Annotated in this window: 16 protein-coding genes; 8 read left to right on the forward strand and 8 right to left on the reverse strand. The window is 59.1% G+C overall.

Annotated features, from left to right (window positions below; all coding sequences use genetic code 11):
- Positions 1–119: 119 nt before the first annotated feature.
- On the reverse strand, positions 120–1124 hold the full coding sequence (locus tag KO536_RS11120) for a phosphate ABC transporter substrate-binding protein PstS (protein WP_133074901.1): 1005 nt from the start codon (positions 1122–1124) through the stop codon (positions 120–122).
- Positions 1125–1290: 166 nt separating this feature from the next.
- On the reverse strand, positions 1291–2580 hold the full coding sequence (locus tag KO536_RS11125) for an MFS transporter (RefSeq protein WP_133074902.1): 1290 nt from the start codon (positions 2578–2580) through the stop codon (positions 1291–1293).
- 373 nt (positions 2581–2953) lie between these two features.
- Between KO536_RS11125 and KO536_RS11130 the strand changes: the two genes are divergently transcribed.
- Both KO536_RS11130 and KO536_RS11135 read left to right on the forward strand, forming a co-directional pair.
- A complete protein-coding gene (locus KO536_RS11130; protein ID WP_003438129.1) occupies positions 2954–3355 on the forward strand; it encodes an acyl-CoA thioesterase in 402 nt (133 codons plus the stop codon).
- 57 nt (positions 3356–3412) lie between these two features.
- Positions 3413–4312 (forward strand): D-hexose-6-phosphate mutarotase, encoded by a 900-nt coding sequence (locus KO536_RS11135; RefSeq protein WP_219261957.1) that lies wholly within the window; start codon positions 3413–3415, stop codon positions 4310–4312.
- A 54-nt stretch (positions 4313–4366) separates the two neighbouring features.
- On the opposite strand, the gene KO536_RS11140 is transcribed toward KO536_RS11135, so the two are convergent.
- The 5 genes from KO536_RS11140 to KO536_RS11160 all read right to left on the reverse strand — a co-directional run bounded on the left by KO536_RS11140 (position 4367) and on the right by KO536_RS11160 (position 8077).
- On the reverse strand, positions 4367–4903 hold the full coding sequence (locus KO536_RS11140) for a DUF3299 domain-containing protein (RefSeq protein ID WP_019826960.1): 537 nt from the start codon (positions 4901–4903) through the stop codon (positions 4367–4369).
- Between the two features lie 81 nt (positions 4904–4984).
- Positions 4985–5233: a GlsB/YeaQ/YmgE family stress response membrane protein gene (locus tag KO536_RS11145; protein ID WP_088378553.1), complete on the reverse strand. Its 249-nt coding sequence runs from the start codon at positions 5231–5233 to the stop codon at positions 4985–4987.
- A gap of 106 nt (positions 5234–5339) precedes the next feature.
- Complete coding sequence (locus KO536_RS11150) at positions 5340–6425, reverse strand: 5-(carboxyamino)imidazole ribonucleotide synthase (protein ID WP_219261958.1); 1086 nt, start codon at positions 6423–6425, stop codon at positions 5340–5342.
- Between the two features lie 11 nt (positions 6426–6436).
- Positions 6437–6928: a 5-(carboxyamino)imidazole ribonucleotide mutase gene (gene purE, locus KO536_RS11155; protein WP_016782937.1), complete on the reverse strand. Its 492-nt coding sequence runs from the start codon at positions 6926–6928 to the stop codon at positions 6437–6439.
- Between the two features lie 231 nt (positions 6929–7159).
- Positions 7160–8077, reverse strand: a complete 918-nt coding sequence (locus KO536_RS11160; protein ID WP_219261959.1) for a LysR substrate-binding domain-containing protein — start codon at positions 8075–8077, stop codon at positions 7160–7162.
- Positions 8078–8257: 180 nt separating this feature from the next.
- On the opposite strand from KO536_RS11160, the gene aspA reads away from it, so the two are divergent.
- The 5 genes from aspA (at position 8258) to KO536_RS11185 (ending at position 14766) form a co-directional block, all read left to right on the forward strand.
- Entirely contained in the window at positions 8258–9682 is a 1425-nt protein-coding gene (gene aspA / locus KO536_RS11165) for an aspartate ammonia-lyase (RefSeq protein ID WP_019826952.1), read from the forward strand.
- A 380-nt stretch (positions 9683–10062) separates the two neighbouring features.
- A complete protein-coding gene (locus tag KO536_RS11170; protein WP_133074906.1) occupies positions 10063–11484 on the forward strand; it encodes a sodium:alanine symporter family protein in 1422 nt (473 codons plus the stop codon).
- A gap of 56 nt (positions 11485–11540) precedes the next feature.
- Positions 11541–12545 (forward strand): asparaginase, encoded by a 1005-nt coding sequence (locus KO536_RS11175; RefSeq protein ID WP_219261960.1) that lies wholly within the window; start codon positions 11541–11543, stop codon positions 12543–12545.
- 69 nt (positions 12546–12614) lie between these two features.
- A complete protein-coding gene (locus KO536_RS11180) occupies positions 12615–13607 on the forward strand; it encodes an AraC family transcriptional regulator (protein WP_133074908.1) in 993 nt (330 codons plus the stop codon).
- Between the two features lie 127 nt (positions 13608–13734).
- Positions 13735–14766 carry a histone deacetylase family protein gene (locus tag KO536_RS11185; protein ID WP_219261961.1) on the forward strand — a complete coding sequence of 344 codons (1032 nt, stop codon included), beginning with the start codon at positions 13735–13737 and terminating at the stop codon, positions 14764–14766.
- A gap of 102 nt (positions 14767–14868) precedes the next feature.
- Here KO536_RS11185 and KO536_RS11190 read toward each other — a convergent pair whose 3' ends face one another.
- Positions 14869–16425 carry a PLP-dependent aminotransferase family protein gene (locus KO536_RS11190; protein ID WP_219261962.1) on the reverse strand — a complete coding sequence of 519 codons (1557 nt, stop codon included), beginning with the start codon at positions 16423–16425 and terminating at the stop codon, positions 14869–14871.
- Between the two features lie 89 nt (positions 16426–16514).
- On the opposite strand from KO536_RS11190, the gene KO536_RS11195 reads away from it, so the two are divergent.
- Complete coding sequence (locus tag KO536_RS11195; RefSeq protein ID WP_219261963.1) at positions 16515–17144, forward strand: FMN-binding negative transcriptional regulator; 630 nt, start codon at positions 16515–16517, stop codon at positions 17142–17144.
- Positions 17145–17147 lie beyond the last annotated feature (3 nt).

Consider the following 17147-nt stretch of genomic DNA (forward strand, 5'->3'; position numbering starts at 1 on the left):
AAGCAGAAGTGAAATAACCCTGTAGTCGCTGCCGCAGGCTGCGAAGGGTTGCGCAGCAACCCGTTGATCTGAGGTCTGCGCGATCCTTTTCGCAGCCTTCGGCAGCGACTACATAGCCATTACTTCTTGGCGACGTCAGCGCCGCCTTCTTTCAGGCCCAGGTCAGCCAAGGCTTTGGCAGCGACTTTGGCTGGCAGAGGGATGTAGCCGTCTTTGACAACCACTTCCTGACCTTGCTTGGACAGAACCAGCTTGATGAACTCGGCTTCGAGCGGGTTCAGCGGCTTGTTCGGCGCCTTGTTCACATACACGTAGAGGAAACGCGACAGCGGGTATTTGCCGTTCAATGCGTTTTCTTCGGTGTCTTCGATGAACTCGGTGCTGCCTTTTTTAGCCAAAGGCACGGTCTTCACACTGGCGGTCTTGTAACCGATACCCGAGTAACCGATACCGTTCAGCGAGCTGCTGATCGACTGAACCACCGAGGCAGAGCCCGGCTGTTCGTTCACGTTAGGCTTGAAGTCGCCTTTACACAGGGCTTCTTCCTTGAAGTAACCGTAAGTGCCGGATACCGAGTTACGACCAAACAGTTGCACCGGCTTGTTGGCCAGGTCGCCCGTCACACCCAGATCACCCCAGGTCTTGATGTCGGATTTGCCGCCACACAGACGCGTGGAGGAGAAGACAGCGTCTACTTGCTCCATGGTCATGTGCTTGATCGGGTTGTCTTTGTGCACGAACACGGCCAGGGCATCCACTGCCACCGGGATAGCGGTCGGTTTGTAGCCGTACTTCTGCTCGAAAGCAGCCAGTTCGTTGTCTTTCATCTTGCGGCTCATCGGGCCCAGGTTAGCGGTGCCTTCAGTAATCGCAGGCGGCGCGGTCGAAGAGCCGGCAGCTTGAATCTGGATGTTCACGTTTGGATATTCTTTCTTGTAAGCCTCGGCCCACAAGGTCATCAAGTTCGCCAGGGTGTCAGAACCAACGCTGGACAGGTTGCCCGATACACCTGTTGTCTTCACATAGGGCTGAATAGCCGGGTCAACACCAGCGGCAACCGCATTGGCAGTTGCAACGCCTGCGGCAACAAAAGTCAGGGCCGCCATAACACGCTTCAGTTTCATGCCTTACTCCTAACAAACGGGGTTAGATGAATCGGGGGCCAGTATCTGCAGGCCATGTGACTACTCTATGAACCGATTGTGACAATTAGATGAAAGGCCATCATTCGTTACAAATGATGGCCTTCAGGGAGAGGCTAATGAGGTGTCGCGACAGACAAGCCGTCGATCAGCGCCCCTTCTTCCACAGGTAAGCACCCACCAGCAGGCCCATCGTGCAAATGATTGCCACGTAATACGCCGGGCCCATCGGGCTCTCCTTGAGCAACAAGGTCACGGCCATTGGGGTCAGGCCGCCAAAGATGGCGTAGGCCAGGTTGTAGGAAAACGACAGACCACTAAAGCGCACCACCGCCGGGAAAGCTTTGACCATCACGTAGGGCACGGCGCCGATGGTGCCTACAAACAGACCGCTCAGGGCATACAACGGGAACAACCAGTCGGGGTGTTGCAGCAGGCTGTGATAGAAGGTCCACGAGCTGATCAGCAACCCGGCGCAACCCACCACAAACACTTTGCCCGCACCAAAGCGGTCAGCCAGGGCGCCCGAGGCAATGCAGCCCAAGCTCAAGAAAACGATCGCAAGGCTGTTGGCCTGCAACGAGGTCGTCGCAGAAAAACCGTAGATGGTTTGCAGAACCGTCGGCGTCATCAGGATGACCACAATGATCCCGGCAGACAGCAACCAGGTCAGCAGCATCGAGATCACAATCGCCCCGCGGTGATCACGCAACACGGTCTTGAGCGGGACTTCAGCGGCCAGCGCCTTGCGCAGTTGCAACTCGGCGAACACCGGAGTCTCGTGCAACCAGCGACGCAGGTAGACCGAGAACAAACCGAATACACCGCCCATCAGGAACGGGATCCGCCACGCGAAATCAGAGACTTCAGCCGGTGTGTAGATCGTATTGATGGCCGTGGCCATCAGCGAGCCCAGCAGAATCCCTGCCGTCAGCCCGCAGGTCAGTGTGCCGCAGGCATAGCCCACATGGCGTGGCGGTACGTGCTCGGCCACAAATACCCAGGCTCCCGGCACTTCACCACCAATGGCGGCGCCCTGAATCACACGCATCAGCAGCAACAGGATCGGCGCCCACATGCCGATCTGCGCATAGGTCGGCAGCAAGCCCATGATCAGGGTCGGTACGGCCATCATGAAGATGCTCAAGGTGAACATCTTTTTGCGCCCCAGCAGGTCACCAAAGTGCGCCATGACAATGCCGCCCAGCGGACGCGCCAGATAACCGGCAGCAAAAATGCCGAAGGTTTGCATCAGGCGTAGCCACTCGGGCATGTCCGCCGGGAAGAACAATTTGCCGACCACGGTGGCAAAAAACACAAAAATAATGAAATCGTAAAACTCCAGCGCACCACCCAGGGCAGACAGCGACAAGGTTTTGTAGTCATTACGGGTCAACGGCCGCGAAGGCGGTGCAGCACTGGAAGGCTCTGTGATCATGGGGTAATGCTTCTCTTATTAGGCTCGGCAAAAGCTGCAACTTCGCCGGCAGGGGCTGGGCAGGTTTTGAAAGATAACAAATTGTTTGCAAAAGCACAGAGCTAGACGTGCAGCGCACGCAAAAAGCAGTATCAGGAGGTCGTCGGCCAGGCTGTCGCCCGATATACTCCCGCTGTAAGAAACACTTGGTAACTTCTGAGGTTGCTGTGCGAAAACGCCCGCAGGATGACTTCAGCCGGTTTCGCAGAGTTTCCCCTTGGCGCGGCTTATGAAGAACGTGACGAACGTAGTATGTTCGGGCTGAATCGTTTTTCTAAAGACGCTTTTTCACCCGCAGTACTCATGAAGAATCACGGGTCAGAGGCCCTTCGGCATGCTAGAGCTCGAACAAGAAGATCCAATCCCGCAAGGCGACCTCGCCTTGCAAATCACCGCCCTGCCACGTGAAACCAATGGTTTCGGTGACATTTTCGGTGGCTGGCTGGTTTCACAAATGGACCTCGCCGGTACCGCTATGGCCAGTAAGGTTGCAGGTGGCCGTGTAGCCACTGTCGCTATTGATCGCATGGCGTTTCTGGTGCCTGTGGCCGTTGGCGCGCAATTGTCGTTCTACACCCAGGCACTGGAGATCGGCCGCAGCTCGATCCAGATGATGGTTGAAGTGTGGAGTGACGACCCGTTGTCCAGCGAGTGGCGCAAAGTGACCGAAGCCGTCTTTGTGTTTGTTGCCATTGATGGCAGCGGTCGTACCCGCTCCGTTCCACCGCGTCGCTGAATCTTTCGCGGTTTGCCTGCCCACTGCTGCCTTTGCCACTGAAATAGAGAGCCTGCCATGCACCACATTGAGTCAGTCACCCTGGACGAACTGGAGTGCTGGCACTTCCAGCATGGTCAGGCACAACTGTTGATCGCAAAACAGGGCGCACAGGTACTCAGCTATCAGATAGGCGATGAGCCTCCCATTATCTGGCTCAACGAAAAAGCGCAGTACAAACAGGGCAAAGGCATTCGCACTGGCGTGCCAGTGTGCTGGCCATGGTTTGGCAATCTGGCGCTGAACCCGCAAAGCGTGCAGGCCATGCGCCTCAGTGATGAGCCTGCCACCGCTCACGGCCTGGTACGTACCCGCGAGTGGGAAGTGCTGGAGATCGATGATGCGGGCGAAGCGCTGCATATTGAACTGGGCCTGCCCCACATCGAAGGCGGCCTGCCCGGCTGGCCCCACGATGTGGCGCTCACGTTGAGCATTCGCCTCGACACCCAGTTGCACATCAGCCTCACCAGCCATAATCGCAGCGACATCCCGGTCAGCATCAGCCAGGCGCTGCACAGTTACTTCGCGGTCAGTGACGTGCGCAAGGTTCAGGTTCAAGGGGTAGAAGGCCTGACCTACATCGATACGCTCAACGACTGGGAACACGTCAAACAGTTGGGCGACTTGACCTTCAGCGGCGAAACCGACCGCATCTATCTCGACACACCGCAGCAACTGAGCATCGTCGACCCCGACTGGTCGCGCACCCTTGAGCTGACCAGCCGTGGCTCACGCTCAGCGGTGATCTGGAACCCGTGGATCGACAAGACTGCCCGCTTCAGCGATATGGCAGCAGATGGCTGGCAACGCATGCTGTGCATCGAAACCGCCAATGTGATGGACGACGTGATCACCCTGGAGCCAGGCGCCAGTCATACGATGGGTGTGAGCATTGCGAGCAAGCGGCTGAAAGCCTGATACACACAAAACCTGTGGGAGCGGGCTTGCTCGCTCCCACAAAGGTTCGGCACCCTACAAATCTTCCTCGACCACCACCCGCACCTTGCTGGCATCCAGCGCATAGGCCGCATCGGCCAGGTCATTGCTGACCTTCTCGACCTTCAGCGTGCCCATGACCCAGAGCGGCGTGTAGATGTCATCCAGCTTCAGACCCTTGGGGTAGCGCACCAGCACCAACTGATTGGGCGGCGGAGGCGGCACATGAATGCAGGCGCCCGGGTACGGCACCAGGAAGAACAGCGTGCTGCGCCCCTTGGCATCGGTTTCCAGAGGCACGGGATAACCGCCCAGACGGATATTTTTACCGTTCATGCCCGCAACGGTTTTGCTGGAATACATCACGGCCGGCAAACCCTTGCTCTGCTTCAAACCACCCTTGTCGGTAAACGTACCATTGGCCTCGGGCGAGTCATGGTCAATTTCGGGCATTTGTTCGAGGGCTTTTTGATCCGACATCGGCATCAATTCAAGCCAGTCGGTTTCGGGCAGTTCTGCCGCGTGTACCAGGCCTGAGCCCAGCAAAAGAAAAGTCAGTAGAAGACGGCGCATGCAAGGCTCGATAGAAGAAGGATTGAACGCGCGCAGTTTAGCCCTCTCTGCGGCTGGCGCAGAGAGAACCAAAGCGTTAAATCAGGACTTTTTCGACACCATGCCGTAGATGATCAGCAAGATCACAGCACCTACCACGGCACCGATAAAACCGGCACCCTCGCCCGCCTTGTAGATACCCAGCGCCTGGCCACCATAGGTAGCCGCCAGCGAACCGCCGATACCCAGCAGGATGGTCATGATCCAGCCCATGCTGTCGTCACCCGGTTTCAGGAAACGGGCCAGCAGGCCAACGATCAAGCCTATGAAAATGGTTCCGATGATGCCCATGGGCGCTTCCTCTTGATTAGATGGCGTTTTACCAAAGCCTAGTCAGCACTTTGGCATCACGCCATCAGAGAGCAGCGACAACCCAATGGTTCCCGGCGAAAGCGATTTACGCTTCGTCGATCAGGGCTTCAACCTTGAGGATTTGCGCTTGCAGCGTGGCCATGTCTGCGCAGCGCAGGTTGGCGTGACCGACCTTACGGCCGACCTTGAACGCCTTGCCGTAGTGATGCAGATGGCAATCAGCAATCGCGATCACCTTTTCAACGGGCGGCACACTGCCGATGAAGTTGAGCATGGCGCTCTCACCGACCTTGGCCGTCGAACCCAGCGGCAAGCCAGCAATGGCCCGCAAGTGGTTTTCAAACTGGCTGCACTCGGCGCCCTCAGTGGTCCAGTGCCCGGAGTTGTGCACACGCGGGGCAATTTCGTTGGCCTTGAGGCCACCGTCGACTTCGAAAAACTCGAATGCCATCACGCCGACGTAATCCAGCTGCTTGAGCACACGGCTGGAGTAGTCTTCAGCCAAAGCTTGCAGCGGGTGATCCGTGCTGGCGACCGACAGCTTGAGAATGCCGCTGTCGTGGGTGTTGTGGACCAACGGATAGAAGCGGGTCTCGCCATCACGACCGCGTACGGCGATCAGCGACACTTCACCGGTAAACGGTACAAAACCTTCCAGCAGGCACGACACGCTGCCCAGTTCGGCAAACGTGCCCACTACATCGGCCGGTGTGCGCAGCACTTTCTGGCCCTTGCCGTCATAACCCAGGGTGCGGGTCTTGAGCACGGCAGGCAGGCCGATAGTGGCTACTGCCGCATCCAGGTCCGCCTGGGACTGAATGTCGGCAAACGCCGGCGTCGGAATGCCCAGGTCCTTGAACATGCTCTTTTCGAACCAGCGGTCGCGAGCAATGCGCAACGCTTCGGCACTTGGATACACCGGGACGAATTGCGACAGGAAAGCCACGGTTTCAGCTGGAACGCTTTCGAACTCAAACGTCACCAGGTCGACTTCATCGGCCAGTTGGCGCAAGTGATCCGGGTCGCTGTAATCCGCACGCAGATGTTCGCCCAGTGCGGCTGCGCAGGCATCGGGAGCCGGGTCAAGGAAAGCGAAGTTCATGCCCAGCGGAGTGCCCGCCAAGGCCAGCATACGGCCCAGTTGGCCGCCACCGATTACACCGATTTTCATCGTCAGAAACCTCAGGCTACGCGCGGGTCTGGATTGTCCAGCACGCTGTCTGTCTGTTCAGCACGGAATGCTTTCAAAACGGTATGGAACTGCGGGTGTTTGGCACCCAGGATGCTCGCCGACAACAGGGCCGCGTTGATCGCGCCCGCTTTGCCGATGGCCAGGGTTGCAACCGGAATGCCCGCTGGCATTTGTACGATCGACAGCAGCGAGTCGACGCCCGACAGCATGGCCGACTGCACCGGAACACCCAGTACAGGCAAATGGGTTTTAGCCGCACACATGCCTGGCAGGTGGGCTGCGCCACCGGCACCAGCGATGATGACCTCGATCCCGCGGCCTTCGGCCTCTTCGGCATACTGGAACAGCAGATCCGGAGTGCGGTGGGCAGAGACCACTTTCACTTCGTAAGGAATGCCGAGTTTTTCCAGCATATCGGCGGTGTGGCTGAGGGTGGACCAATCGGACTTGGAGCCCATGATCACGCCTACCAGTGCACTCATCGTCGCGCCTCTTCTCTTGGGCGCCCGCAGGCGCGTCAAAAAACAACAAGCCACGTGGAGGATCCGACGTGGCTTGTTATAGGAATTAAGGCCGGTCAAGCCAGCCGAAGGCCGCGCAGTATACCGCAAAGAGGTGTTTTGACAGCACCTTTGGCGACCATCTGTCTTGCACGGTAAAAACGGCCCGGACGCCCGGTTTTATTGACTCTAAGGTCAAATGAAAAAATCACCTCAGGCCGGCGTTGGCGCCTGGCCGGTCGGGTTCTCCAACTTGCGCCACAACAACCGCACGTTGGCCTTGCGCACCAGGGCGCAGCGGTACAGGCGAATCTCCAGCGGCACATGCCATTGCGGGCCACCACACACCACCAGCTCCCCTCGCGCCAGCTCGGCGCGCACGCTCAGGTGCGGCACCCAGGCAATGCCCAACCCTTCCAGGGCCATGCTCTTGAGGCTGTCGGCCATGGCCGTTTCATAAATAGTGGTGAAGCGCAGGCTGCGCTGGCGCAGCAGCAGATTCACCGAGCGGCCCAAAAACGCGCCAGCGCTATAGGCCAGCAACGGCACACTGCCTTCACCTTCAAGGTCAAACAACGGCTTGCCGTCTGCATCGGCCGCACACACCGGGAGCATTTCGGTGTTGCCCAGGTGCAATGACGGAAAAATCTCCGGATCCATCTGCAAAGCAGCGTCCGGATCGTAGAAAGCCAGCATCAAATCGCAGCCGCCTTCGCGTAAAGCATGCACCGCGTCTCCGACGTTAGTCGCAACCAGCCGGGTGGCGATATTAAGACCTTCATTGCGCAATTGGGCGATCCACCGCGGGAAAAACCCCAGCGCCAGGGAGTGTGCGGCAGCCACTTGCATGACCTCGCCCTGCCCGCCTTCGAGGTGATGAAGATGACGCAACACCTCACCCAACTGCTCGACCACCGTACGTGCCGTAACCAAAAACAGCTGACCGGCCGCAGTCAACTCCACCGGGGTGCGGGAACGATTCACCAAGGTCAGCCCAAGCGCCGCTTCAAGGCTTCGAATACGCCGACTGAAGGCCGGCTGAGTGACGAAACGACGCTCTGCCGCCTGGGAAAAACTGCGAGTAGCAGCCAGGGCACTGAAGTCCTCTAACCATTTACTTTCGAGATTCATCGAGTCCTCCCGGACGCGCACCAAAATGGGTCACACGCTCGACGCGCCTGCCGCGTCACGTCGCCATTATGCCGTTTATGCATAGGATAGTGTTTAAAGGCATTGGCCCAAAATAGACTGCAGGCCTAGGATTCGCAGCGTTCCGGCCCAGACCGGGTTCATATCGAGATGATTTCTATCATGTCCTCCGCTGCATCTTTCCGTACCGAAAAAGACCTGCTTGGCGTACTCGAAGTACCGGCTCAAGCGTATTACGGCATCCAGACCCTGCGAGCGGTGCATAACTTCCGCTTGTCCGGCGTCCCGATCTCGCACTACCCGAAGCTGGTTGTGGGCCTGGCCATGGTTAAACAAGCCGCCGCTGACGCCAACCGCGAGCTGGGTCATCTGAGCGACGCCAAGCACGCTGCCATCAGCGAAGCCTGTGCCCGCCTGATCCGCGGCGATTTCCACGAAGAGTTCGTGGTGGACATGATTCAAGGCGGCGCTGGCACTTCAACCAACATGAATGCCAACGAAGTCATCGCCAACATCGCGCTGGAGGCTATGGGCCACCAGAAGGGCGAGTACCAGTACCTGCACCCTAACAACGACGTCAACATGGCGCAGTCGACCAACGACGCCTACCCGACTGCGATCCGTCTGGGTCTGCTGCTGGGTCACGATGCCATGCTTGCCAGCCTCGACAGCCTGATCCAGGCGTTCGCCGCCAAAGGCGTTGAGTTCAGCCACGTGCTGAAAATGGGCCGCACCCAACTGCAAGACGCCGTGCCGATGACCCTGGGTCAAGAGTTCCGCGCGTTTGCCACCACTTTGGGTGAAGACCTGGCACGCCTGAAAACACTGGCACCAGAGCTGCTGACCGAAGTGAACCTGGGCGGTACGGCCATCGGTACCGGCATCAACGCCGACCCGCGCTACCAATTGCTGGCCGTCAACCGCCTGGCAACCATCAGCGGTCACCCGCTGGTACCGGCTGCCGACCTGATCGAAGCCACGTCCGACATGGGCGCCTTCGTACTGTTCTCCGGCATGCTCAAGCGTACCGCGGTCAAACTGTCGAAGATCTGCAACGACCTGCGCCTGCTCTCCAGCGGCCCGCGCACCGGCATCAACGAAATCAACCTGCCAGCGCGTCAGCCAGGCAGCTCGATCATGCCAGGCAAGGTCAACCCGGTTATTCCGGAGGCCGTTAACCAGGTTGCGTTCCAGATCATCGGTAACGACCTGGCACTGACCATCGCTGCCGAAGGCGGTCAACTGCAACTGAACGTGATGGAGCCGCTGATCGCCTTCAAGATCTTCGACTCGATCCGCCTGCTGCAACGCGCCATGGACATGCTGCGCGAGCACTGCATCGTCGGCATCACCGCCAACGAAGCACGCTGCCGCGAACTGGTCGAGCACTCGATCGGTCTGGTGACTGCACTGAACCCGTACATCGGCTATGAAAACGCCACCCGTATCGCCCGTATCGCCCTTGAAAGCGGCCGTGGCGTACTGGAACTGGTGCGCGAAGAAGGCTTGCTCGACGACGCCATGCTCGACGACATCCTGCGCCCGGAAAACATGATTGCTCCGCGTCTGGTGCCTCTCAAGGCCTGATGCTGTAACACGCTCACCAGGTCGAGGGACTAGACACCTCTCACCTTTTGAGGGCCTGCAGATACGTCTGCAGGCCCTTTTTTTTGCCTGAAAAAAGGGCAAATCGGACACAAACTGATGCCTTTTAAGACGACTCACACATGAAAAATCAATCACTTATGCAGACGCTTCCTGCGCTCCTAGGTATAGTGCCGCCCCTCTTCCTGTGCCCGGGCCCAGCACCAGCGGCCATCGCCAGCACGGAAACAGCATCGTAAACCAAGCAGCAACATGGCCAGGGTCTCATTGATCGCCTACGTTTATGCCTTGCTCAAGCAGGTGTAACGCGATATTTCGATCCGCCCGTGTTGCCATCAGATAAAAACAGCGAGGAATAATCCATGCTTGAAGTCATCAATGACTTCCTCTCAGGGAAAGTGCTAATCGTGCTTATGGTCGGGCTCGGTGGCTACTTCACGATCCGCTCGCGTTTCGTTCAGTTTCGTTACTTCCTGCACATGTTTTCGGTATTCAAAGACAGCCTGCGCAGCAGCGCCGGTGAACTGAGCTCGTTTCAGGCATTGATGCTGAGCCTGGCCGGCCGTGTAGGTGCGGGCAACATTGCCGGTGTCGGCATCGCCGTTACCCTGGGCGGACCGGGTGCCGTGTTCTGGATGTGGGTCACCGCACTGGTCGGTATGTCCAGCAGCCTGATCGAATGTTCCCTGGGCCAGCTGTACAAGCGTCGTGACGCTGAAGGCCAACTGCGTGGCGGTCCGTCCTTCTATATGAAGCATGGCCTGGGCAAATTGTGGATGGGCCAGTTGATGGCCGTGCTGCTGCTGATCACCTTCGGCTTCGCCTTCATGGGCCTGCAAGCCCACGCCGTAACCCACTCGCTGCAAGATGCCTTCGGTTTCGATGTCAGTTACTCAGGGCTGGCCATCGCCATTCTGCTGGGCCTGGTGTTTATCGGTGGTATCAAACGTATCGCTTCGGTGGCTGACCTGCTGGTACCGGTCAAGACCCTGGCCTACATCGCCGTGACCCTCTACGTGATCGTGCTGCAATTCGACCACGTGCCAGCCATGCTGGGCCATATCGTCAAGAGCGCCTTCGGCCTCGACCCGGTGTTTGGCGGCCTGATCGGCAGTGCGATCGTGATGGGCGTCAAACGTGGTGTATTCGCCAACGAAGCCGGTCTGGGCAGCGCCCCGAACGTGGCCGCCGTGGCCGATGTTGAACACCCGATCGCCCAAGGCGTGGTTCAGGCGTTCAGCGTATTCCTCGATACATTCGTGATCTGCACCTGTACCGCCTTGCTGATCCTGCTCTCAGGCTTCTACACCCCGGGCTTTGAAGGCGACGGCATTGCCCTGACCCAGAACTCCCTGGCGGCCGTAGTCGGCGAGTGGGGCCGTGTGTTCATCAGCGTGGCCCTGGCGTTGTTCGTGTTCACCTCGATGCTCTACAACTACTACCTGGGCGAGAACAACCTGCGCTTCCTGGTCGGCGAAAGCCGCAAGGCGCTGATTGGCTACCGCGCACTGGTGCTGGTATTGATTTTCTGGGGCTCGATCGAAAACCTGCAGACCGTTTTCGCGTTCGCCGACATCGCCATGACCATGCTGGCCTTCGTTAACCTGATTGCCCTGGCGATGCTGTTCAAGATCTGCATGCGCGTGCTCAAGGACTACGATGACCAGCGCCGTGCGGGGATCAAGACACCGGTGTTCGATTCCAGTAAATTCCCGGATCTGGATCTGGACCTGAAGGCCTGGCCGCCAAAACCGGCCGACAAGGTCGAAGAAACAAAACGCTGATACTTGACGCGGCGGTTCTCCAGAACCGCCGCGTTTTTGCTTATGGGGACTCAACAATGACTGCAGCCACTCACCACCCTTCCCAACGCGTCATGGTGCTCTACACCGGGGGCACCATCGGCATGCAAGCCAGCGCCGGTGGCCTGGCGCCAGCGTCGGGTTTTGAAGCGCGCATGAGCGAGCACCTCGCCAGCCAACCGGCGCTGACAGTGCCGCAGTGGTCCTTTCGCGAGATGAGCCCGCTGATCGACAGCGCCAACATGACGCCTGCCTACTGGCTGCGCCTGCGTGGCGCGATCATCGAAGCCATCGAGCAAGATGGCTGCGATAGCGTCCTGGTCCTGCACGGCACTGACACGTTGGCCTACAGTGCGGCGGCGATGTGCTTTCAATTGCTGGGCTTGCCAGCACCGGTGCTGTTCACGGGCTCCATGCTGCCAGCAGGCGTACCGGACAGCGATGCCTGGGAAAACGTCAGCGGTGCACTGCAGGCTCTGGGCCAAGGCCAGCCTCACGGGGTTCAGCTGTACTTCCACGGCAAATTGATGGCCCCGACACGTTGCGCAAAAGTCCGCAGCTTTGGGCGCAACCCGTTTGTCGCGTTGACGCGCAACGGCGGCGTGGCAAAAGCCACATCACTGCCGGACGAGCTGGCCTACAACCATCCAGGGCACGAAGCCAGTGTGGGTGTATTGCCGCTGGTACCGGGAATTGGCGCAGCCCAGCTCGACGCACTGCTCAGCAGCGGGATCGAAGCGCTGGTGCTCGAATGCTTCGGCAGCGGCACTGGCCCCGGCGATAACCCGGACTTCCTGGCCAGCCTGCAACGGGCGCAGGAGAACGGCATTTTGGTGGTAGCCATCACTCAATGCCATGAAGGCGGTGTGGAACTGGACGTATACGAAGCTGGCAGCCGTTTGCGTGGGGTTGGGGTGCTGTCGGGGGGTGGCATGACCCGTGAAGCCGTGTTCGGCAAACTGCATGCCCTGCTCGGTGCCGATTTGCCGCTGGCTGAAGTCCGGCGCCTGATCGAGCTGGACGTGTGCGGGGAACTGGCCTGATCGACGCGTAGCTGCGCCCGCCCGGCACACAACTTGCTCGCTTCCTGCACCTCCATGCAGGAAACGAGCATGCTCCACTCTCATCTCACAACGCTCAACGCCGTTTCGCTGGTGCTCAGCACCTTCAATGCCGAAGGCTTGTCCAGCGAAGCACTGTTGGCGGGTAGCGGCATCCGGGCGGCGGACTTGAGCCGCGCAGACACACGCATCACGACCAATCAGGAGATGCGCGTGTGCGCCAACGCCGTGGCCTTGCGCCGCGAAATCGGCCTGGAGCTGGGCCGGCGAATGCATGTGTCGTCCTACGGAATGCTGGGTTACGCCCTACTCACCAGTGCCACCTTAGGTGACGCACTGCGTCTGGCTTTACGCTACCCGGCGCTGCTGGGAACACTTTTTGAGCTCAGCCTTGAGGTCGAAGGAGATCAGGTGTGGTTCTGCGCCAGCGGGTATGGCGAAGGCCCACAGCTCGCGGTATTCAATACCGAGTTATGCCTGGTTTCGCTCAAGGTCATTTGCGAAGACCTGCTCGGCCAACCGTTGCCACTATTGGGTGCACGTTTTGCCCACAGCGCGCCCGATTACCACGCCAGCTACGGGCAAAGCTTCGACTGCCCGCGCGTGTTCGAGGCCGACAGCAATGCGTTCGCTTTCGCCAAACGCTGGCTTGACCATCCCTTGCCGCTGGCCGATGCCGTTACCCATCAGGCGATGGCCGAGCGCTGCCGTAAACAGAACCTGGAATTCACCGGGCGGCAAACCTGGCTGGAACGCATCCGCCAACTCCTTGGCGCACAGATGCACGCCGCCCCGGGGCTTGAGGGGCTGGCCGAACAAATGAACTGCTCGCCGCGTACTCTGCGTCGCCATTTGCACGACGTGGGATGCAGCTATCAAACCCTGCTCGACGACTTGCGCTTCGAACGGGCCAAGCTGCTGCTCAACGACACCGATTGGCCCATCTACCGGATTGCCGAAACCCTGGGTTTCAGTGAGACCGCGAGCTTTCGCCACGCCTTTGTACGCTGGAGCGGGGTTGCCCCCAGCCAGTTCCGTGTTTGATTCAGGGGCGAATTTCGGTCAGTGATGTTGGCCACATCCATCCCCTTTTGGCCGCTCCTGCCGTTCTCTCAAACACCCCGGGCCGCAAAACTGTAGGCCACCGCCAAAGCCTTGGGAGAACAAGAACATGCTGACGATCTACTCGGACGATCATCACCTGCATCATGGCCGCTGTGAGTTGATGGACGGGCAATTGATGCCTTGCTTCGAAATGCCCTCTCGCGCCGACCATATTCTGCAGCGGGTACAAACCCGCGAACTGGGACCGGTGCGCGCGCCGCAAGACTTTGGTCGGGGCCCCATCGAACGTATCCACAGCGCCGCGTACCTGGATTTTTTCCAGAGCGCCTGGGATCGCTGGACAGAACACGGTCGTGACGGCGACTTGCTGCCATACACCTGGCCAGCCCGAACCTTGCGCGCAGTTTTGCCCACCAGCCTCCACGGCCAGCTCGGTTATTACAGCTTTGATGGCGGCGCCCCCATTACTGCGGGTACCTGGCAAGCGGCCTACAGCGCAGCGCAAGTCGCCCTGACCGCCCAGGCCGAGATTCAAAACGGCGCCCACAGCGCTTTCGCACTTTGCCGCCCACCCGGGCATCACGCCGCCAGCGACTTGATGGGCGGTTATTGCTACCTGAACAACGCAGCAATCGCAGCCCAGGCGTTCCTCGACCAGGGCCGTCGCAAAGTGGCGATCCTCGACGTGGACTATCACCACGGCAATGGCACGCAGTCGATTTTTTATGAGCGCAGCGACGTGCTGTTTACCTCGATCCACGGCCACCCTGAAGCCGAGTTTCCGTTCTTCCTGGGCTACGAAGATGAACTGGGCGAAGGACCGGGCGAAGGTTTCAACTTCAACTATCCCCTGGCCGCAGGCTCGGCCTGGGATCGCTGGAGCGCAGCACTTGAATTGGCCTGCACCGAAATCGAAAGCTACGACGCTGACGTCATCGTGGTTTCACTGGGTGTGGATACGTTCAAGAACGACCCGATTTCCCAGTTCAAGCTCGACAGCCCGGACTACCTGCGCATGGGCGAACGCATTGCTCGCCTGGGTAAACCGACGCTGTTTGTGATGGAAGGCGGCTACGCCGTTGAGGAAATCGGCGTGAATGCGGTGAACGTGCTTGAAGGGTTTGAAAGCGCGCAATGATCAAGCCCTGCCTGTGGGAGCGGGCTTGCTCGCGATTCAGCCGGTGCGGTCTGTCTGAATTAATGCGGTGCCCCTCTCGCGAGCAAGCCCGCTCCCACAGGTTCAACGGCTGCCATTCCACACCTTGCCCAGCCGCTCCAGCGCCGCCTTGATCTCCACTTCGGGCACCGCTGCAAACCCCAGCACCAGCCCCGCTCTTTTATCCACAGGCTCAATCGAGTCTTGCTGCCAATAACTGCTTAACCCGTTGATTTCCACGCCGGCCGTTTTGGCCTGCGCCAACAGTGCCTGCTCCCGCGCAAAGCTCGTCACCGGCACGGCAACATGCAACCCCGCAGCGATGGTCGGCATCGGCCCCACCCCGTCCAGCGCATGGGGCCAATTGGCCAGCAACACATCCCGTCGACTCAAGGCCGCACGACGCATCCGCCGGATGTGCCGCTGAAAATGCCCCGCCGCCATAAACTCAGCCATGACCGCCTGGGTGCTGACTTCCGAATGGCGCATATCGAGGGATCGGCGCCGGGCAAATGGCTCGGTCAAGCCTTTGGGAAGCACCAGGTACCCCAGGCGCAATGCCGGAAAGGCCACCTTGCCGAACGTGCCGACATAAATCACCCGACCACTACGGTCCAAAGCCGCCAACGGGGCCAGCGGCGCACCGCTGTAACGGTATTCGCCATCGTAGTCGTCCTCGACAATCCAGCCCTGGGTGCGCTCAGCCCAGGCCAACAGTTCCAAACGCCGGGCCAGGCTCAGGGTCACACCGCTCGGGTACTGGTGAGAGGGCGTCACGTAGGCCAGCCGACAGTTACTCAAGTATGCCAGTGCCGAACAATCCATACCGTCCTCATCCACCGCTACACCCTGCACATGAGCCCCGGCAATCGCGAACGCATAGGCTGCTGCGCGATAGCCCGGATTCTCCACAGCCACCCCCTCGCCCGGCTCCACCAGCAGCTGTGCACAAAGGCTAATCCCCTGCTGCGCACCACTAGTGATCAAAATTTGATCACTGGTGCACGATAAACCCCGCGAAGTGCGCAAATACGCCGCAATAAGTCCACGCAAGCGTTCATCACCAGCCGGATCGCCGTAACACAGTTGCTGCAAGTCTGGCTTACGCCAAAAAGCCGCCTGCAGCTTGCTCCATACCTCGAAAGGGAATAAGTCAAACGCCGGTACCCCCACTCGAAATGCACGAGGAACTCCACTGGGAGGCAGGTCAAGGGCATGCTTTGCGACCCGGCTCAAAGCAGTGCTGTGGATAACTTTACTGGATGTAATTACAGGTAATTCAGCCTGTTTTGTGGATAACTCTGGGGATAAGTCTGTTGAAAACCCTGTGGATAAGTTGGTGGACAACTTTTTTATCGGCAGCGCTTTTTCAGGCAGTTTTGCGACATAAGTGCCATCACCCACTCGCCCCTCAATAAACCCCTCGGCATACAACTGGTCATAGGCCCGCACCACGCTATTACGGGAAATACCAAGAGCAGTGGCCAGGTCACGGCTGGCCGGCAACCGCGCACCGCCACTCAACCGACCATCGAGCACGCGCTGGCGCAATGCCTGATACAGCTGACGGCTCAGGCCTTTTTTCGGATCAAGCTCGATTCCGGCTGGGTTGAAGGCGATGGAAAGCGCTGAATCCGACATGAATTGGACCTATGAAAATGACCATTAATGGCTCTTACAACAAACCAATAGCCTGCCTAGGATGAGGCCATTCGCCAAGGATAATTTCTATGTACGTTCCCCGCGCCTTCGCAGTAGATGACATCCCAATGTTGCATCAACAGATGCTGGCCACGCCCTTGCCCGTGCTGGTCACTCACGCCAGCCAAGGCATGATCGCCAGTCATGTGCCTTTGCTGCTGAACCCGGATGAAGGCGCCTGCGGCACCCTGTATGGCCATCTTGCCCGCGCCAATCCCCACGGCAAGGCCCTGGCTGAAGGGACCGAAACCCTGGTGATTTTCTCCGGAGAACAGGCCTACATCAGCCCGTCTTTTTATCCCGGCAAGGCCGAACACGGTAAAGCCGTGCCCACCTGGAACTACCTCGCCGTTCACGCTTATGGCACAGCAGAAGTCTTCGAGGATGCCGAGCGTTTACTGGCGCTGGTCAGCCGCTTGAGCAGCAAACACGAAGCCGGTCGATCCCAACCCTGGTCGGTCAGCGATGCGCCAGCGGACTACATCGACAGCATGCTCAAGGCCATTGTGGGTTTTCGCCTGCCCATCACCCGCCTGGACGGCAAACGCAAACTCAGCCAGAACCGCGACGCCGCTGACCAGGCGGGCGTACGCAAGGGACTCCTGGCCAGCAGCAACCCGCAAGACCACGCACTCGCTCACTTAATGGCCAAGGAATAGCTC

It is taken from the genome of Pseudomonas sp. NKUCC02_KPG (genome assembly GCF_019345465.1).
Taxonomy (GTDB): domain Bacteria; phylum Pseudomonadota; class Gammaproteobacteria; order Pseudomonadales; family Pseudomonadaceae; genus Aquipseudomonas.

Excerpts from the sequence above, each read along its gene's own strand:
- KO536_RS11120 (WP_133074901.1), bottom strand. The coding sequence starts at position 1,124 with ATGAAACTGAAGCGTGTTATGGCGGCCCTGACTTTTGTTGCCGCAGGC.
- KO536_RS11125 (WP_133074902.1), bottom strand. The coding sequence starts at position 2,580 with ATGATCACAGAGCCTTCCAGTGCTGCACCGCCTTCGCGGCCGTTGACC.
- KO536_RS11130 (WP_003438129.1), top strand. The coding sequence starts at position 2,954 with ATGCTAGAGCTCGAACAAGAAGATCCAATCCCGCAAGGCGACCTCGCC.
- KO536_RS11135 (WP_219261957.1), top strand. The coding sequence starts at position 3,413 with ATGCACCACATTGAGTCAGTCACCCTGGACGAACTGGAGTGCTGGCAC.
- KO536_RS11140 (WP_019826960.1), bottom strand. The coding sequence starts at position 4,903 with ATGCGCCGTCTTCTACTGACTTTTCTTTTGCTGGGCTCAGGCCTGGTA.
- KO536_RS11145 (WP_088378553.1), bottom strand. The coding sequence starts at position 5,233 with ATGGGCATCATCGGAACCATTTTCATAGGCTTGATCGTTGGCCTGCTG.
- KO536_RS11150 (WP_219261958.1), bottom strand. The coding sequence starts at position 6,425 with ATGAAAATCGGTGTAATCGGTGGCGGCCAACTGGGCCGTATGCTGGCC.
- purE (WP_016782937.1), bottom strand. The coding sequence starts at position 6,928 with ATGAGTGCACTGGTAGGCGTGATCATGGGCTCCAAGTCCGATTGGTCC.
- KO536_RS11160 (WP_219261959.1), bottom strand. The coding sequence starts at position 8,077 with ATGAATCTCGAAAGTAAATGGTTAGAGGACTTCAGTGCCCTGGCTGCT.
- aspA (WP_019826952.1), top strand. The coding sequence starts at position 8,258 with ATGTCCTCCGCTGCATCTTTCCGTACCGAAAAAGACCTGCTTGGCGTA.
- KO536_RS11170 (WP_133074906.1), top strand. The coding sequence starts at position 10,063 with ATGCTTGAAGTCATCAATGACTTCCTCTCAGGGAAAGTGCTAATCGTG.
- KO536_RS11175 (WP_219261960.1), top strand. The coding sequence starts at position 11,541 with ATGACTGCAGCCACTCACCACCCTTCCCAACGCGTCATGGTGCTCTAC.
- KO536_RS11180 (WP_133074908.1), top strand. The coding sequence starts at position 12,615 with ATGCTCCACTCTCATCTCACAACGCTCAACGCCGTTTCGCTGGTGCTC.
- KO536_RS11185 (WP_219261961.1), top strand. The coding sequence starts at position 13,735 with ATGCTGACGATCTACTCGGACGATCATCACCTGCATCATGGCCGCTGT.
- KO536_RS11190 (WP_219261962.1), bottom strand. The coding sequence starts at position 16,425 with ATGTCGGATTCAGCGCTTTCCATCGCCTTCAACCCAGCCGGAATCGAG.
- KO536_RS11195 (WP_219261963.1), top strand. The coding sequence starts at position 16,515 with ATGTACGTTCCCCGCGCCTTCGCAGTAGATGACATCCCAATGTTGCAT.